Source organism: Rahnella sp. PAMC25617, from assembly GCF_050606005.1.
In the GTDB taxonomy this organism is placed as follows: Bacteria; Pseudomonadota; Gammaproteobacteria; order Enterobacterales; family Enterobacteriaceae; genus Rahnella; species Rahnella variigena.
In genome coordinates, this window is record NZ_JBOCUM010000021.1 from 73,794 (window position 1) to 89,915 (window position 16,122).

At 52.3% G+C, this 16,122-nt stretch carries 15 protein-coding genes; 3 read left to right on the forward strand and 12 right to left on the reverse strand.

The window, feature by feature from the left end:
• Positions 1-268 precede the first annotated feature (268 nt).
• The 7 genes from ACM615_RS22895 to ACM615_RS22925 all read right to left on the reverse strand — a co-directional run bounded on the left by ACM615_RS22895 (position 269) and on the right by ACM615_RS22925 (position 8,729).
• Positions 269-2,527: a molybdopterin guanine dinucleotide-containing S/N-oxide reductase gene (locus ACM615_RS22895; protein ID WP_112288294.1), complete on the reverse strand. Its 2,259-nt coding sequence runs from the start codon at positions 2,525-2,527 to the stop codon at positions 269-271.
• A gap of 136 nt (positions 2,528-2,663) precedes the next feature.
• Complete coding sequence (locus tag ACM615_RS22900; protein ID WP_129638920.1) at positions 2,664-3,902, reverse strand: MFS transporter; 1,239 nt, start codon at positions 3,900-3,902, stop codon at positions 2,664-2,666.
• Positions 3,903-3,961: 59 nt separating this feature from the next.
• Positions 3,962-5,218 (reverse strand): ATP-grasp domain-containing protein, encoded by a 1,257-nt coding sequence (locus ACM615_RS22905; protein ID WP_129638919.1) that lies wholly within the window; start codon positions 5,216-5,218, stop codon positions 3,962-3,964.
• 47 nt (positions 5,219-5,265) lie between these two features.
• Positions 5,266-5,997 carry an SDR family NAD(P)-dependent oxidoreductase gene (locus tag ACM615_RS22910; RefSeq protein WP_113877590.1) on the reverse strand — a complete coding sequence of 244 codons (732 nt, stop codon included), beginning with the start codon at positions 5,995-5,997 and terminating at the stop codon, positions 5,266-5,268.
• A complete protein-coding gene (gene hilB / locus ACM615_RS22915) occupies positions 5,994-6,725 on the reverse strand; it encodes a 3(1)-hydroxy-L-isoleucine 4-dioxygenase HilB (protein WP_120163088.1) in 732 nt (243 codons plus the stop codon). The genes ACM615_RS22910 and hilB overlap by 4 nt, the downstream gene beginning before the upstream one ends.
• A gap of 62 nt (positions 6,726-6,787) precedes the next feature.
• The gene (gene hilA / locus ACM615_RS22920; protein ID WP_112288289.1) at positions 6,788-7,681 is read right to left on the reverse strand and encodes an L-isoleucine 3(1)-dioxygenase; all 894 of its coding nucleotides are present in this window, start codon (positions 7,679-7,681) and stop codon (positions 6,788-6,790) included.
• Between the two features lie 76 nt (positions 7,682-7,757).
• The gene (locus tag ACM615_RS22925; RefSeq protein WP_113877588.1) at positions 7,758-8,729 is read right to left on the reverse strand and encodes a transporter substrate-binding domain-containing protein; all 972 of its coding nucleotides are present in this window, start codon (positions 8,727-8,729) and stop codon (positions 7,758-7,760) included.
• 119 nt (positions 8,730-8,848) lie between these two features.
• Between ACM615_RS22925 and ACM615_RS22930 the strand changes: the two genes are divergently transcribed.
• Positions 8,849-9,769 (forward strand): LysR family transcriptional regulator, encoded by a 921-nt coding sequence (locus tag ACM615_RS22930; protein WP_129638916.1) that lies wholly within the window; start codon positions 8,849-8,851, stop codon positions 9,767-9,769.
• A 223-nt stretch (positions 9,770-9,992) separates the two neighbouring features.
• Entirely contained in the window at positions 9,993-11,000 is a 1,008-nt protein-coding gene (gene galR / locus ACM615_RS22935) for an HTH-type transcriptional regulator GalR (RefSeq protein ID WP_112288286.1), read from the forward strand.
• Here galR and ACM615_RS22940 read toward each other — a convergent pair.
• Genes ACM615_RS22940 through ACM615_RS22960 form a run of 5 tightly spaced genes read right to left on the reverse strand, consistent with a single transcriptional unit; the run spans position 10,997 to position 15,400 of the window.
• Positions 10,997-11,446 (reverse strand): GNAT family N-acetyltransferase, encoded by a 450-nt coding sequence (locus tag ACM615_RS22940; RefSeq protein ID WP_129638915.1) that lies wholly within the window; start codon positions 11,444-11,446, stop codon positions 10,997-10,999. The two genes, galR and ACM615_RS22940, sit on opposite strands and share 4 nt — an antisense overlap.
• A 5-nt stretch (positions 11,447-11,451) precedes the next feature.
• Positions 11,452-12,225, reverse strand: a complete 774-nt coding sequence (locus ACM615_RS22945) for an FCD domain-containing protein (RefSeq protein WP_095923259.1) — start codon at positions 12,223-12,225, stop codon at positions 11,452-11,454.
• Between the two features lie 37 nt (positions 12,226-12,262).
• Positions 12,263-12,580 (reverse strand): PTS sugar transporter subunit IIB, encoded by a 318-nt coding sequence (locus ACM615_RS22950; protein ID WP_112288284.1) that lies wholly within the window; start codon positions 12,578-12,580, stop codon positions 12,263-12,265.
• Between the two features lie 15 nt (positions 12,581-12,595).
• On the reverse strand, positions 12,596-14,032 hold the full coding sequence (locus tag ACM615_RS22955) for a glycoside hydrolase family 1 protein (RefSeq protein WP_129638914.1): 1,437 nt from the start codon (positions 14,030-14,032) through the stop codon (positions 12,596-12,598).
• 24 nt (positions 14,033-14,056) lie between these two features.
• Positions 14,057-15,400: a PTS sugar transporter subunit IIC gene (locus tag ACM615_RS22960; protein ID WP_113877584.1), complete on the reverse strand. Its 1,344-nt coding sequence runs from the start codon at positions 15,398-15,400 to the stop codon at positions 14,057-14,059.
• A gap of 278 nt (positions 15,401-15,678) precedes the next feature.
• On the opposite strand from ACM615_RS22960, the gene ACM615_RS22965 reads away from it, so the two are divergent.
• Entirely contained in the window at positions 15,679-15,996 is a 318-nt protein-coding gene (locus ACM615_RS22965; protein ID WP_013574149.1) for a PTS lactose/cellobiose transporter subunit IIA, read from the forward strand.
• Positions 15,997-16,122 lie beyond the last annotated feature (126 nt).

Sequence of the window (16,122 nt, forward strand, 5' to 3'; positions counted from 1 at the left end):
TCAGAGAGAGTTTAGGAGGTTGCTTAGCGACGTGCCGGAATTGAGGCAAAAAAAAACCTACGCATCCGCGTAGGTTGGTGCAAATTTAATCGGTATCAACATGCAGAGCACGTTGATGATTCACCAATCAATACCTCTGGGACGTTCAATTTAGCTGTTTTGTACGAACCACAGCCAGCAGGCAATCGAAACATAATTCCGCAAAGTGTAACGAGTGGTGAAAATGAGTCCGATTTCTCTTAAATCGGGCTAACCATCGAAAACTACTTTAAATAATTTCAACTTCAACCAGGCAACTCATGGCATTTGGCCCCTGCGTCAGACGCGATGTGCCGATATCCAGCGTCAGCACATTCGGGTTGCCCGCCTGCTCGGTTTCCTGCCATTTGCCACCAAAGCCCGGATCAAACCAGGCGCCGGTGGACATCAGTACTACGCCACGCGTGATCCCGTCGTTAAGCGAAACACCCGCCAGACAACTGCCGCGCGCATTATGCACTTTCACCCGGTCGCCATTTTTCAGCTGACGGCTGCCCGCATCTTCCGGATGCATAAACAGCGTTTCCTTCCCGGCGGTTTTGTTCGACTGCGCCAGTGGCGACTGATCGAGCTGACTGTGCAGGCGATCTTTCGGCTGAATGGAAATCAGGTGCAAAGGCCATTCTTTGGCGCTTTCAGCACCCAGCCATTCGACCGGCGGCTGCCATTCGGGATGCGGCGCGAAATCTTTATAGCCGTAACCGGCGATGGTTTCAGAGAACAATTCGATTTTGCCGCTGTGCGTGCCGAGCGGATTAGCGCGCGGGCTTTTGCGGAATTCCTCGAAGAACACGTAATCTTTTTCCGGCATCGGCAGTTCAACAAAACCGCGCTCCCAGAACGTTTCGAAGTCCGGCCATTCCACGCCGGTGCCTTTCTGCGCTTCACCGCACTGACGGTAAATATGGCGCAGCCACTGATCTTCATTGCGCCCTTGCGTGAACTGCTCGCGATAACCGAGACGATCCGCAATATCCGCGAAAATATCAAAATCGTTACGCGCCTGATGCTGAGGCGCTATCGCCTGATGCATCGCAAGCACGAAGCGGTCACGCGATGAACCGCCGATATCGTTACGTTCCAGCGAGGTCGTCGCGGGCAGCACGATATCCGCCATCTGCGCCGCTGGCGTCCAGACGTTATCCTGCACAATCACGGTGTCCGGCTTCTGCCAGCCTTCCACCAGACGGTTAAGCTGCTGATGATGATGGAACGGATTGCCGCCCGCCCAGTGGACCAGGTGAATATCCGGATAAGTCAGCGTCTCGCCCTGGAATTCATACGGCTGACCGGGATTGAGCAGCATGTCGCTGATGCGCGCCACCGGAATCGACAGTCCTGACGGATTCGGTCCGGCGCTGACCGCCGGGCCCGGCGTGTCATAACGCGGATTGCCGACGCTGTTCATCGAGCCATGACCAAACGAGAAGCCGCCGCCCGGCAAACCGACCTGCCCGAGCATGGCGGAAATGGCGATCATCATCCAGTAAGGCTGCTCGCCGCGATGGGCGCGCTGCACCGAATAAGAACAGGTAATAAAGCTGCGCACGCCGATCAGATCGTCTGCCAGACGCGCAATACGTTCTGCCGGAACGCCGGTAATATGGGCCGCCCAGTCAGGCGTTTTGGGGATGCCGTCGGTTTCGCCGCGCAGATAGGCGGCAAGTTGCGGATAACCGACGCAATGGGTGGCAAGAAACGCGTCGTCCTGCGCTTCCTGGCGCTGAATCTCATACGCTACCGCCATCATCAGCGCCGCGTCCGTGTTCGGGCGGATCGGGATCCACTCCGCATTCACAAACTCCGGGCAGTCGTCACGCATCGGGCTGATATTTATGACACGCGTGCCTTTCTTCGCCAGCTGCTCCAGCGCCGGTTTCAGGGTATGTTCCACTGCACCGCCGGAAGCGACCTGCGCGTTTTTCAGCGCCAGACCACCGAACGCCACCAGAATGTCAGCATGTTCGACCACGCTCGGCCACGACGTCACACGTCCGGTCAGCGGGGTAAACGTGCCGATAACATAAGGCAGAAAGAACTGCGCCGAACCCCAGCTGTAGTTGCCCTGCTGATCCACACCACCGCCGCCGGTGAAATAAAAACGACGCACCAGAGAACGGGCATGATGCAGGCGACCGGCCGATGACCAGCCGTAAGAACCATTAAAAATGCCGGAAGCGCCGTAACGGTCACGCACGCGTTTGTTCTCTTCCGCCACCAGATCCAGCGCCAGATCCCAGTCCACTTCGACAAAATCTTCACGTCCGCGTAGCGAGCGATCGCTGTTCTCACGGTTTTTCAGCCACGACCGGCGCACGGCAGGTTTACGGATACGTTTGTCGGAATAGACCAGCGGCGCAATGGAATCGAGCAGAGGGGAAGGATCGGCATCCGCTTTATAAGGTTCGCAGCGGATTAACCGGCCATCTTCCACCACGGCGGTGTACGCGCCCCAGTGGGCCAGTTGCGGATAGCGTTTAATAGACATTATTTCTGTTTTTCTCAGCGCAGATAAATGACTTTAAAAATACCATTCACTGCGCTGATAACTCAAAGCACAAATGTGGATAAACAGAAAAGGTGACCAGTTCCCCCTTCGTCCTCATTTACTAAGACATGCTCATTCAGGCCTGTGGCTGAGCGATGACCGGCGGTAACCAGCTGTTATAGCCAAAAGCACGACGGCCAATGACGATCAACATCAATCCTAATATCAGCGCAAAAACCAGAATGATGGCGATGATTTGCAACGGCATAAAGCTGCCTGCCAGCGCTGTCACCGCCAGGCCGCTGACGGGTACCGAACACATATTCATCAGGCCAATAAGCCCCATGGTTTTTCCCAAATGTTTCTGCGGAATAATCTGGCTGCGTAAGGTGCGCAGGTAGACGCTGAATGCACCGTCAAACGCCATCAGTAATGCGTAACCTGCCAGATACATCGCATAATCGAGCGAAAGCGACATCAGGGCACCTGACAATATCATGCCGCAAAATGACAGGGTTCCCAGCGTGGAAAGCCCAAAGCGTTTGGCAATGCGCGGCACAAAGAAAAACGTAATGATGGTGACCAGCGCCGCCGAGGTCTGTAACACACCAAAGTAACTCTCAGGCAGATGAAACTCTTTAAGGATCACCGCCGCACTCACCACCAGCGCCGCACCGTAGACCAGATTGACGACCCAGGTCAGCGCACACAGATGCAGCAGGATTTTATTCTGCTTAAGTACCTGAATCGCCGTAATATTGGATTGCACAATGGAACGCAGACTCATCTTCTCTGCCACTTCCAGGTCATGCGTTTCGAGGAACAGATAGTTGATGGCCGAGACAGCAAACAGCACGGCGGCACAGGCTAAAATCGCCCCGACCCCACCATAAACAGAAATTGCCACGGCCAGCGCCGGGCCGAGAACCTGCGTGGTCTGGTCGACACCCTGCAACATTGAATGCGCTTTCGGCAGAGTCTCTGCCGGGATATGGCGCGGTAACAGCGCCTCAGTGGCGACAAAGTTCAGGACATAGGCCACCGACAGCAGCGCCATCATGACCGCCAGCACCGGGAATGTGGCGCCGGGATGAAAGGTCAGTGTCAGGAAAGCGATCACCATTAACACGCAGCGTCCGGCTTCCACGTTAAAGAAGATAAAACGGGGCTTGATACGGTCAGCCAGAAAACCTGACAGCGGGAAAAACAGAATGCGCGGCAGCCATTCAATCACGAATGCCAGCGACGAAAAGGTGAGAGAACCGGTGGCTTTTAAAATCGCCAGCGGCACGGCAAACAGCAGAAACTGATCGCACAGTGACCCGGCAAAGCGGGAAAAGACGAAACGTTTTAATCCAAAACGATCACTGTTCATATCATTGCTTTCCTTAAAGGAGTTCGGGAGCCACCACAAATGAGGTGGCTCGGGTGATATCAGATCTGACGGAGGGTAAACAGCGAGCGGGCGTATTGATCGGCAATCGTTAAGTGCTCATCAAAACCCTGTTCTGCGGAACGCTGTGGCCAGAAATACTCCACGGAACCTTCACGGGTTTTCCACGACACCAGCTTTTTCGACAGATCCAGCGGCTTAGCGGTCACCTGCATATTCACCACATGATCCGGCAGGCTGGCGGGCAAGGTGATTTTCTCAATCACGCCCACGTCGGCTTTAATAAAAGCAACGGCGCTCAGGCCGCGAGGTTCGAGCGTATCAGGCAGCGGTTTAAGTTTGTTCAGATGACTGAGTACGTGCAGTTCATACGGGTTGATACCGTAGGTTCTTTCCACCAAATCCATAATGGTGTCGCCGCCGGTGCGTGCGCCCACTTCGATAATTTTGATTTCACCGGCAGGCGTAATACGGGCTTCAAAGTGCGCCACCCCGTAACGGATCCCCAGTGCATGACAGGCCCGTTCAGCAATGTCACGCAGTTGCTGATTGTCACTGTGCAGCGACGGCATGCTGTGGCCGACTTCAACAAAATTCGGCTCTTCACCCAGGTATTTGTCGGTAACTGCCATGGCCCGGTGATAGTCGCCCTGATTGATCACCTCTACGCTGACTTCCTGCCACGCCGGAATATATTCCTCGACCTGGAACAAGTCTTCTGGCGCAAAGGATTCACCATTGAGTGAAATCACATCGGTAACGCAACGGGCAAACACTTCTTCGATTTCCTGTTCGTGAGTGATTTTCAACACGCCCAGGCTACCCGCCAGTTCACGCGGTTTGATCACCACCGGCAGACCGAACTCTGCGATCAGGTTTTTCAGTTCGTTGAGCGTACGGAACGCCGCGAAGCGAGGCACCGGCAGGCCAGCGGCTTGCAGGATTTGCTTCATCACAAATTTGTCACGGCAGTTGGTGATCGTCTGGCAATCATTTCCGTGAAGCTGGTAATGCTCAGTCAGAAGGCTGGCGGCGCGCACGGTGAAATCGTTCATCGGGATAACCGCCGCAGGGGTTTCACCGGTTTCCTGTTGATAAGCCTGTACAGCACTCAGTACAGCCTCTGCATCGGCCACATCCCCCGGAATAAAGCCGTCGAAAAATTTGATGGTCGGCGTGGTGCGATTTTTTGCCATCGTCAGTACCCGCATTCCGCCTGAGGCACGTAAAGCCCCGGCCAGCACACGCTCACGTAAAGCAAACTCACCGCCAAGGATCAAAATATAGGTGTTGTTCATAATAAAACTCCTGCAAGTCAGTAGTGGCCGTTATGCCGGCCATCGGATTAAAGGTCTTTACCAATCGTCCAGCCGCCATCAATAACCAGCGTGGAACCGGTCACAAATCGCGCATCGGAAGAGGTGAGATACATGGCCGCTTTTGCCACATCCTGCGTTTCGCCGAGCACAGGCAGGAACTGACCACGCTGGATCTTCTCCATCTGTGCCGGGTTGTCGTAGTAAGGTTCGGTCAGCGGTGTGCGGATTACACCGGGCGCAATGGCATTCACCCGGATGTGATGCTTGCCGTATTCCAGCGCCAGCTGTTTTGTCAGGCCGATCACGGCGTGCTTTGATGAAACATAAGCGGTGCGGTCAGGCTCGCCCATCAGACCGGAGACCGAGGCGATATTGACGGCATTGCCCGGCAGGTTATGGCGAACCAGTTGCTGGCAGAATGCACGTCCGGCAACAAAACTGGCGGTCACGTTGACGGCAAAAACACGTTCCCACAGCGACAGTGATAATTCATCGATGCGGCAGATTTCACGCGTACCGGCGCAGTTTATTAAGACATTGTTATCGCTGGCGTATTCTGCTGCTTCAAATACGCCATTCAGACGCACTGAATCGGTGATATCCAGCTGGTGGTGAACATATTCAGGTTCATTGGCGAAAACGGACGGGGAACAGTCGATGCCCTCTACCGCATAGCCCGCAGCCAGATAGGCCGCCACCATCGACTGACCGATACCACTGGAGGCGCCCGTGATAAATGCTTTATGTTTCAAGCTCATGCTGCTTCCTTCATCGTGCGCTGGAACGTCACCAGAATGATGTCACGCAGTGCCGTCTCTCCCGGCTGACGGCAGCCAATGGGCGTCACCGCATGGTATTTGTCGTGATTGACCACCAGCGTGTCGAATAACGCCTCCAGACGCAGTACCCGCTCAATATTTTTAGGGTTCGGGGCAATCAGATTGTCGCCACCCAGCATGTTGTCGGAGGCATGGATCAGGTGAACAAACACCACATCCTCATCATCTTTATGCAGCCAGACGGGCGAGCTGTACGCCGGCGCATCGCACTGCGCCTCATAGCGGAATAAATGAATGCCGACGGACAGCTCTTCCAGCGGCCCGATACGCTCATAGGCTTCAACAAAAGCGATGTCGTCCTGCAAAATCGCCTGCATCAGGCGGTTAGCAGTAATGTTTTCGGGCAGCAAAGGATAATGGCGAACAATACCGCCGGTATCCGGATTGTATTTTTTGGTTTGCTTATATTCCGTAAAATGGCCAAAACTGAGTTCACCCTGCTCATTACGCCGGCATTGCGCATAACCGCGCCAGCGATTTCCTGCAGAATAAGGATCCAGCGTCAGTTGTTCATACGCCAGTTTCAACTGTTCAAGTTCAGAAAGAAAAATATCTTTATTATCGTAATTCACATCAGACAATGTCTGATAATAGCCACCGGGAATAAATGCATACCCCCCGGCGGCAAGATGATTAACATATTCCATATAAGACTCGTTATTAATTCAGGACAAAGAGAGAAGAGAACACCAGGATTAATTCACTCCGGTTATGTCCAATACACCACTTTGCTGTTATTGAGTCTGCCAATAAAGCGCCCGGCCGTAAGACGACTTCCCTGACTGACGCTGCTGACACCGTGCAGATGACAGGCGTTCATGAAATAAATATCCCCGGCATTCAGTCGCACTGACAGTGATTCCACTCCCTGCAACAGGTGCGGGGGATACGGATAACCGGTGTCCGTCACACCAAAGCGGGCGCGGCAAGGCTCATCCGGATCGAGGTTCCACATCTTCAATTCGCCTCCGCCCTGCGCCGCTTCCAGGCACACATTAAACGCGGTAACCGTCATTGCATCGGCAATTTCAAAATCATCCTGTTGTGCAAACTTAAGCTGGGCGCGGTCTTCATGAGGCATCAGCGACATAACACCGTTATCCAGCCAGCGACGGAACGTAGCAAAACAGGCGTAAGAATTCTTATAACGCGCCGGACCAAAATGGATGCCTTCATCCAGGAATAAATCTTCCAGAGTACGGTTAAGGAACAGGGACTCGGTGGCATAGCTGTCCGCGACGGACATCAGCTCTGCCACACTGCCGTTGACCCGGTTAACTTCCGCCATATATTGCTCGCCGTTACGGGAAAACTGTGTGGCGCCAATCTGATTGGTCAGAACAAAACCGTCATCGGCGCGATTTCCGCCACCGTTGCGATCCACCATCTGATTAAACTTTTCTGCTACATCCTGGCAGATTTCTTTATTCGCAAAATTACGGATAATATACAGAACATTACCCTGATGATGACCGTGCAGAATAATATTCTTGATAACACTAAAATCGACATTATCAGGCTCAGTTTCTAAATAACTGAAGCCCTTTTTTACTGAACCGGACAATACCATCTCTTGCTGTTTTTCAGCCAATAATTCACTCATTATGTTCCTGCCAAAGAATATTAAAATGATAATCGCACAAAAATTTTGTTATTAATTAATCTGGGTAAGTAAGATGTCAGATAAATAAAGGCGAATACAGCATTCCCCCCTGGGACCATAAATTATTATCCCGACGTTCCTGATTAAGCTCTGAGTATTTACCTAAATTACGCTGGAATATTTCACCGTAATTTCCGACCTGATGAATGATCGCGCGGATAAAATCCGGACGCAGCCCCAGATTTTTACAATGCTGTTCTGACGGATAAAGGAAAGTGCGCAGGTATCCCGTCGCCTCCTGACTCATTTCCAGAATGTTTTTGCTGGTGATCTGTAAGTTTTCCGCTTCTATCAGCGTACGCATGATCCAGGTCACCGCTTTCAGCCACTGCGTATCATGAGAGGACACTGCCGGTGACATGGCTTCCAGCGAGATGCGGTCCTGCAAGATAATGTGCGCTTCTTTATCTTTCAGCTGAGCACGTTCGCCGGCCAGCAGATAGGAATCGAGACAGTAAATATTGCATTCGCCCAGCTGATAAGCCTGACGAGCCTGCGTCGGCGAATCAAAAAGTCGGATCTCGCAAGAGAGATTTAAATTTCCAAAGTAACGCTTCAGGTTTTCTTCGGTAGTTGATCCCCGCATGGCTGCTATCCGGCGCTCGCGGGTATACTTTGCCTGTTCAACGGGTTCGAGCAAATTACTCGCCGGCGTCATCAGCACTTCACCATCAAACAGCATCGGATGAACAAAACTGACTTCTGACTCTGATTCACGCTGGAAGGTGATGCTGGAATTAAATGACCCCAGGTCAATCACTCCGTCACGCAGCGCCCGAAACCGGTCGCCGGACTGCAACGGCATATAATGAATTTTTCCGACATCACCTAACACCGCCACCGCAACCGCCCGGGCTAGATCAATGTCGAACCCTTCCCAGCAATTGTGTAATGCATTGCGAAACGACAATCCTTTAAAACCCAGACTAACGCCAACATTCAGCACATCGTGCTGGCGTATCCGTTCAATAACCGTTTGGTTCAACATAGCTAACCTATTAATTAAATTGACTATTGTGACTGGTTCTCACCAGAGATTGCCTCTGTTGAACATCATACGGCTTGATGATAATTTGGATAGATATTCCAGAAACAAAAGAGCTATGCGTGAAAAGCACAAATGAGTTAGCCGAACTCCTTCCCAGTTTGTCCGTTTTTATTCAGGTGGTTGAAAAAGGTAGTTTTTCTTCAGCAGGACGGGAAGCTTCGCTGGCTCCCTCATCGGTGAGCCGGATGATTGACCGGCTGGAGAAACGCCTCAATGTGGTGTTATTTACCCGCTCGACCCGCTCTGTCGCCATCACCGAGATCGGACTGGAAATTTACCAGCAGGCGCTGACGGTACTGTCCGCCACGCAGACACTTTTCTCCCGGGCGGATAGCTTCAGCGATACCCCTCAGGGTGTTTTGCGTATCACCGCGCCAAACACACTGGGTAAGATCCTGCTCACCCCATTTCTGCCCGCCTTTTTACGCCGCTATCCAGAAATAAACGTCGAACTGTCGCTGACCGATCGCGTCACTAATTTGACGCAGGACGCCTACGATCTGGCACTTCGCGTCACCGAAAGTCCGCCGGAAAATATGGTTGCCCGTGCCCTGATGCCTATCGATTACGTACTGGTTTGTGCTGCGGATTACGACGAAGTGCTGCCCGATTTCCCGGCTGCGCTCACCAAACACAACATTTTTTTCCCCGATGAACGGCAATTTCGCGGTGCCTGGCGTTTTTGGCACAATGATATAATGGAGACTGTGACGCTGATTCCACGGCTGATGATCAATAACAGTGACGCCATGATTGATGCCATCCTGCAAGGTGTCGGCATTGCGCTGATCCCCACTTTCATCGCCAACAAATACATCGCGAATGGTAAATTGCATCGCGTGTTGCCTGAATGGCGAGTGGAGAACCCTCTGCCGCGCAACACCTACGCAATCACCCTGCCCAATAAACTGCTGCCGCTTAAAACCAGAGTATTTATCGATGATTTTATGCAGTGGATTAAGGAGGAAGGCAGAGTTTAGCCAGAATGAAACGGGACTGACGTGTACGCTGGAAATCCTTTCCCTGCGAAATCTCTGTCCCTGCCCCGCCTCCTCCTTCGCAGAGGAGGCCAAAAGGTTCCGATATTTTTCCCGTTACATTCCGCTTACATCCCAAAGTTGCGATCAGCATCCTTGCAGCCAGCGGTCTTTTCCGCAAAACTGGTCAGTGTAAACGATTACCCTCACGGAAAACGGAAGTGTTATGGCGACGATTAAGGATGTAGCAAAACTGGCAGGCGTATCGGTTGCGACCGTTTCACGCGTAATAAACCATTCCCCGAAAGCCAGCGACAGCTCGCGGGAAGCCGTACAGAACGCCATGCAACATCTGCAATATCACCCGAATGCCAACGCCCGCGCCCTGGCTCAGCAGGCGACCGAAACGCTGGGGCTGATCGTGGCCGATGTTTCCGATCCGTTTTTCGGTGCGATGGTCAAAGCCGTCGAACAGGTCGCCTATGCCACCGGCAATTTTCTGCTGATTGGTAACGGTTACCATAACGTGGAAAAAGAGCGTCAGGCCATTGAGCAGCTGATCCGCCACCGCTGTGCGGCGTTAGTGGTTCACGCCAAAATGCTGCCGGAAGATGAACTGACCAGTCTGATGCAGCAAATCCCCGGCATGGTGCTGATTAACCGCACATTGCCGGGCTTCGAACAACGCTGTATCGCCCTCGATGACCGTTACGGGTCCTGGCTGGCGACCCGCCATCTGATTCAGGCCGGACATCAGCGCATCGCAATTTTATGTTCCAACCACGGTATTTCCGATGCCAGCGACCGTTTGCAGGGGTATATCGACGCGCTGACGGAACACAATATTCCGGTCGATGACAAGCTGATTGCTTACGCGGAACCGGATGAAATTGGCGGCGAAAAAGCCATGGCGGATTTACTCGGACTGGGCAAAGGATTCACGGCGGTGACCTGCTATAACGACCCGATGGCCGCCGGTGCATTATCGGTATTAAGCGATAACAGCATTGATGTGCCAGGTGAGATTTCGCTGATTGGCTTTGATGATGTGCTGATTTCGCGCTACCTGCGCCCGCGCCTGACCACGGTTCGTTATCCGGTGGTGGCGATGGCGAATCAGGCTGCGCAACTGGCATTAGCCCTGGCAAACGGCCAGCCGCTGCCGGAAACGACCCATATGTTCAGCCCGACGCTGGTGCGCCGTCACTCGGTAAGCAGCCCGTCGAATACCTAAAGCGACTGGTGATAGACGCGCACCGGTTTGTCCGGATAATCCAGCGCGTCGCCGATATATTTCCAGCCAAAACGTTCGTAATAGCCGGTAAATTCGGCGTAGAGATACAACTCATGAAAGCCGCTGCGGCGGCTCTGCTCCAGCACAAATTCCTGTAACTGCTGCCCCAGCCCGCACGAACGATACGCTTCATCCACGTATAACGCGGCCAGCCACGGCGTCAGATCCTGACGGCTGATCAAATCGCAGCGCCACAACCCCACCGTTCCCGCTAATGTCTCTCCGTCGAGCGCAATAAAGGTTTGCGGCAAATCTGCGCCGGTCAGACAGCTTTTCACCACGCTGGCAAAAAACGCCCGGCTGTTTTCGCTGCCAAACGCCTGCCACAGCCAGTCTGTTACCGTATCGGCAAATTCCGGGCTTTCCGTGAGATTAATGATTTTCACCGAGCTCAGACCAGCTTGCCCTGGAAAATCGGCACTGACTCAAACAGATAACCGTCAAACTCCGGTGCATCGACATCCGACAGTTCCATCAGCGTATTTTTGACGTTTTCCATGTGCTGCCACATCGCCTGATACGAGCCCATCACGTCGCGGCGGCGCAGTGCGGCCAAAATATTCTGATGATCAGCCAGCCATTTCAGGCGGTAACCGCGGGTAGCGATATGGCTGTGTAACTGTTTCCACAGCGGGCTGGAATCGCGGTGCATCCAGATATTTTTCACCGAATCGAGCAGCATCTGGTTTTGCGTCGCACCGGCAATCAGCAGGTGGAACAACCGGTCGTTGTCGCCGCTTTCATCATTGGCGACGATGGCGATTTGTTCCTGCTCCAGCGTGCGGCGCAGGTTTTCGATATCCGCTTTGGTGGCCATTTTGGCGGCAAACGCGGCAATATTGCTTTCGAGCAACTGCCGCGCCTGCAGGATTTCAAAGGGGCCAATCTGCCCCTGATACATCAGTTCGTCTTCGCCTTCTTCCTGAGAAGGAATGCGGATCACGTACACGCCGGAACCCTGACGGATATCCACCGTGCCTTCCAGTTCCAGCATCAGTAAGGCTTCGCGCACGATCGTCCGGCTGACACCGTAGGTTTCCGCCATATTGCGTTCGGGCGGCAGGCGGGATCCTACGGCGAAATGCCCTTGCTTGATTTGCTCACGCAGGTCGTGCCCGATTTCCTGATACTGCTTTCTGTCCTGCGAAACCACACCTTTTTCCACACAATCACCCTGATGCAAAAACAATAAAGACCGGATGTTACTGTATCAGAGATAGCGCCTGATCCAGCACTTTTGCACCGTTTAACGTGCCGTAAGCCACCATGTCGATCACTGCAATCGGGATACCGTGCTCATCAGTCAGCTTTTTATTCTCCGCCAGCTTAAAGCGCACCTGCGGTCCGAGCAGGACGGCGACAATATCACGGCCATAAGCGTCCAGTTCATCGCGCAGGTTATTTTCCGGGATGGCGTAAATCTTAAATTCCAGACCGCGCGCGGCGGCTTCTTTTTCCATTTTGGTGACCACCAGTGACGTGGACATCCCTGCCGAACAGGCTAAAACGAGTCGTTTCATAGTGTTTTCCTTAGGTTATTTTTCCTGGTCATCGAGCGTTAATGACAACACACCACTTTCACTGAGCGATTTAAACCAGTGAGATGATTTCTTCTGACGGCGATCACGGTTGTTATCAAGATCAATCTCAATAAGACCGTAACGGTTTTTAAACGCGTTCATTGGCGAGACATTATCGGTAAACGCCCAGAGCATATATCCCTGACAATTCGCACCGTCTTCCCGCGCTTTTAATGTCCAGTAAAGATGCTCGGCAACAAATTCAATACGATAGTCGTCCTGAATTTCCCCGCTTTTTGCATCGCGGAACTGACCTTCATTTTCAATACCCATACCGTTTTCAGCAACAAACCACGAAATATTTCCATATTCCGTTTTAATGCGCATCGCCATGTCATAAACAATTTTTGGATAGATTTCCCACCCGCGCGATTTATTCATCCGCCGACCGGGTAATTCGAAATGTTCGTAGTAATACGCCGGATGGAACGGCGTGTCTTTATTCCACTCGCGGGACGGGGCTTTTACGCGGTGCGGATAATAAAGATTAATACCCACTTCATCCACGGTGTTATTACGGATAACCGCCAGTTCTGCTTCAGAATACTCGAAATGCACGCCGTGCTTTTCGAGTAATTCCAGCAACTCCTGCGGATATTCCCCTTTAATCATCGGATCCAGAAATACGCGGTTGTAGAATAAATCGTATAAATGCGCCGCCTTTTGGTCATGCGCCGCCGGTGAGCGGGCGTACGTCACTTCCGGATTTAAAATCACCCCGATGGTGCCTGCGACGTTATATTTTTTGCGATGGAACAGCTCGACCACTTTGGCGGTTGCCAGCACTTTGTGATGATTCCACTGCATCCATTTGGCGGTGTTTTGTTCGAACGGCCAGCGGATCGCATCCAGATACACGCGGGTCTGCACCACCACCGGTTCGTTGAAGGTAAACCAGCGGCTGACTTTTCCGGCATAACGTTCAAAGACTTTTTCTGCGTAGAGCACAAACAGTTCGACGACTTTTTTTGAGCTCCAGCCATCGTATTTTTCAATCAGAAACGCCGGTAACTCGTAGTGCTCCAGACACAGCATCGGTTCGATGCCGTTGCGTTTCATCTCATCCAGATAGTCGTCAATGTAGGCGGCGTATTCTTCATCAACGGTGCCCCGTTCGTAGTCGGTGAAAAAGCGCGACCAGTTAACCGACGTGCGGTAATGCGTCAGTCCGCTGGCTTTCATCAGCGCCACATCTTCTTTGTAGCGGTTGATGAAATCGGTGGCTTTCGCCGGGCCGTAGCCGTTGTGCCAGACATGGCGGTTGTTTTTGTACCAGAGATCCAGATACGAATCCTGCCCGTCTTTTTTGCCGCTCCAGCCTTCGGTCTGCCACGCAGAAGCCGCAGCACCGAGAATAAATCCGTCAGGAATGGCGATTGAAACCTTACTCATAACGTCCCTCTTTTTCCGAATAGTTTACGCCGTAGCGGCCTGTTTCTGGCTCTGTTGCAGGGCTTCCAGCTGCGCCTGTTCGGCACGGCGTGCAGCCACTTTCACGAACGGCAGATAAATCAGTACCGCCACCACGATGCAGCCAATTTGCGTGACTACCGCGCCCATCGACCCCGCAGTAGAAAGCCAGGCGTTGATAATCGGCGGTGTGGTCCATGGCACCATGACGACGGCGCGTCCGGCGAAACCAAGGCTCGTCGCAAAATAGCCGATGGTGCCGGTGATCAGCGGCGTAATAATGAACGGGATCGCCAGAATCGGGTTGAGCATGATCGGCATACCGAAAATTACCGGTTCATTGATGTTGAAGAAGCCTGGCCCGAGAGAAAGCTTGGCGATTTCGCGCATCTCTTTACGCCGTGTGGCGAGCATCACCGCCAGCAGCAAACCGATGGTGCAGCCGGAACCGCCGATGCTCATATACACATCCCAGAACGGCATGGTGATGATGTTCGGCACTTCATGGCCCTGCTCAAACGCCGTCATGTTGACCATGATCGCGCCAAGCAGCAGCGGTTCGCGGATCGGTTTAATCATCTGGTTGCCGTGAATACCGATCACCCAGAACAGCTGCGCGACAAACATCAGCAGCAGGATGCCCGGCAGGCTTTGCATCACCGATTCCAGCGGACGCTGAATCACCTGATACACCGCGTCGTACAAATACATGCCGGTGACGCGATGGAAAACAAAGCCAAACGTCGCGACGATAACCACGGTAATAATGGCGGGAATTAACGCCGAGAAAGATGCCGACACGTTTGGCGGCACGCTCTCCGGCATTTTTATACGCAGGCCGTTTATCCGCTCGAGACGGGAATAAATTTCAACCGACAGAATGGCAATAAACATGCCGAGGAACAGGCTTTTGGTATCGGAGAACTGTTTGGCCAGTACATCTTTGACTTCCTGCATCTGGCCATTGACCATCATATCGACGGTGGTCGGCGTCACGGCAATAAAACAAATTACCGCCAGCAGGCCGGGAAATAACGAACGTGAGCCGTTAATTTTGCCGAGTTCAATACCAATTAAAAATACGGCACCGATGGTCAGAAAACTCAGCGTGGCGTAGTTAATACTGCTCATGATCGGCTTAAGCGTTGCCAGCCAGGAGAACATTTCAAAATGGGCTAATCCGTTTTTCGGATCCATAACCATATTAGAAATTAAAACTGAGAATGCCCCCACAATAATAACGGGCATTAACGTGATAAAAGACGCCTTAATAGCCATGATATATCTGAGGCTATTAAAGGTATTGGCGAATCCCCCGAGAGAATCGATAAAACGGTCTTTCAGTGACATGACAGCACCTCATTTTCTTTTTTCTATACTTCACAGGTGTTGGTTTCGTCTTCACCTTTTTATATTGAATGAGGATTAAAGGTGTCGTCCGAAGCTGAGTCAGAATCCGGTTCTGTTAATTATCCTGTCGGCCACTTTCCGGCGAACTTTCCGTAATGTGGCATGCCAAAAAATAGCGGAATACGAATTAATTTCTGTGACAGCGTTCTCACATGTGAATATTGGAATTCCAATATGATGAATTCACACTTTTCTGGTATACCAATTTGGAGTTTTCGATGGAATTCGATCTGGAACAAACGGTGATGGAGTTATTGATCAACGCCGGAGAAGCACGATCTAACGCAATGATGGCGATTCAGCACGCACGTAAAAAAGAGTGGGAACAGGCTGATGCGATGCTGAAAGCCTCGGACGACGCGGCGCGGGTCGCACACAAAGTCCAGACGCAACTGATTGGTCTGGATGAAGGCGTGGGCAAAATCCCGGTGAATCTGATCATGGTGCACTCGCAGGATCATCTGATGACCGCCATGCTGTGCCGTGATCTGGCCGAAGAGATCGTGTTACTGAGAAAAGAGATGTTTGATAAGTAAGCTCCCTCCCCTGCGAAGGGGAGGGCTGGGGTGGGGTATTAAGGTCCAAAACAAAATTCAAAGTGTGCTTTAACTCATTGCTTTGTATTTAAAACCCCCTCCCGACCTTGTATGTTCATTTCAATG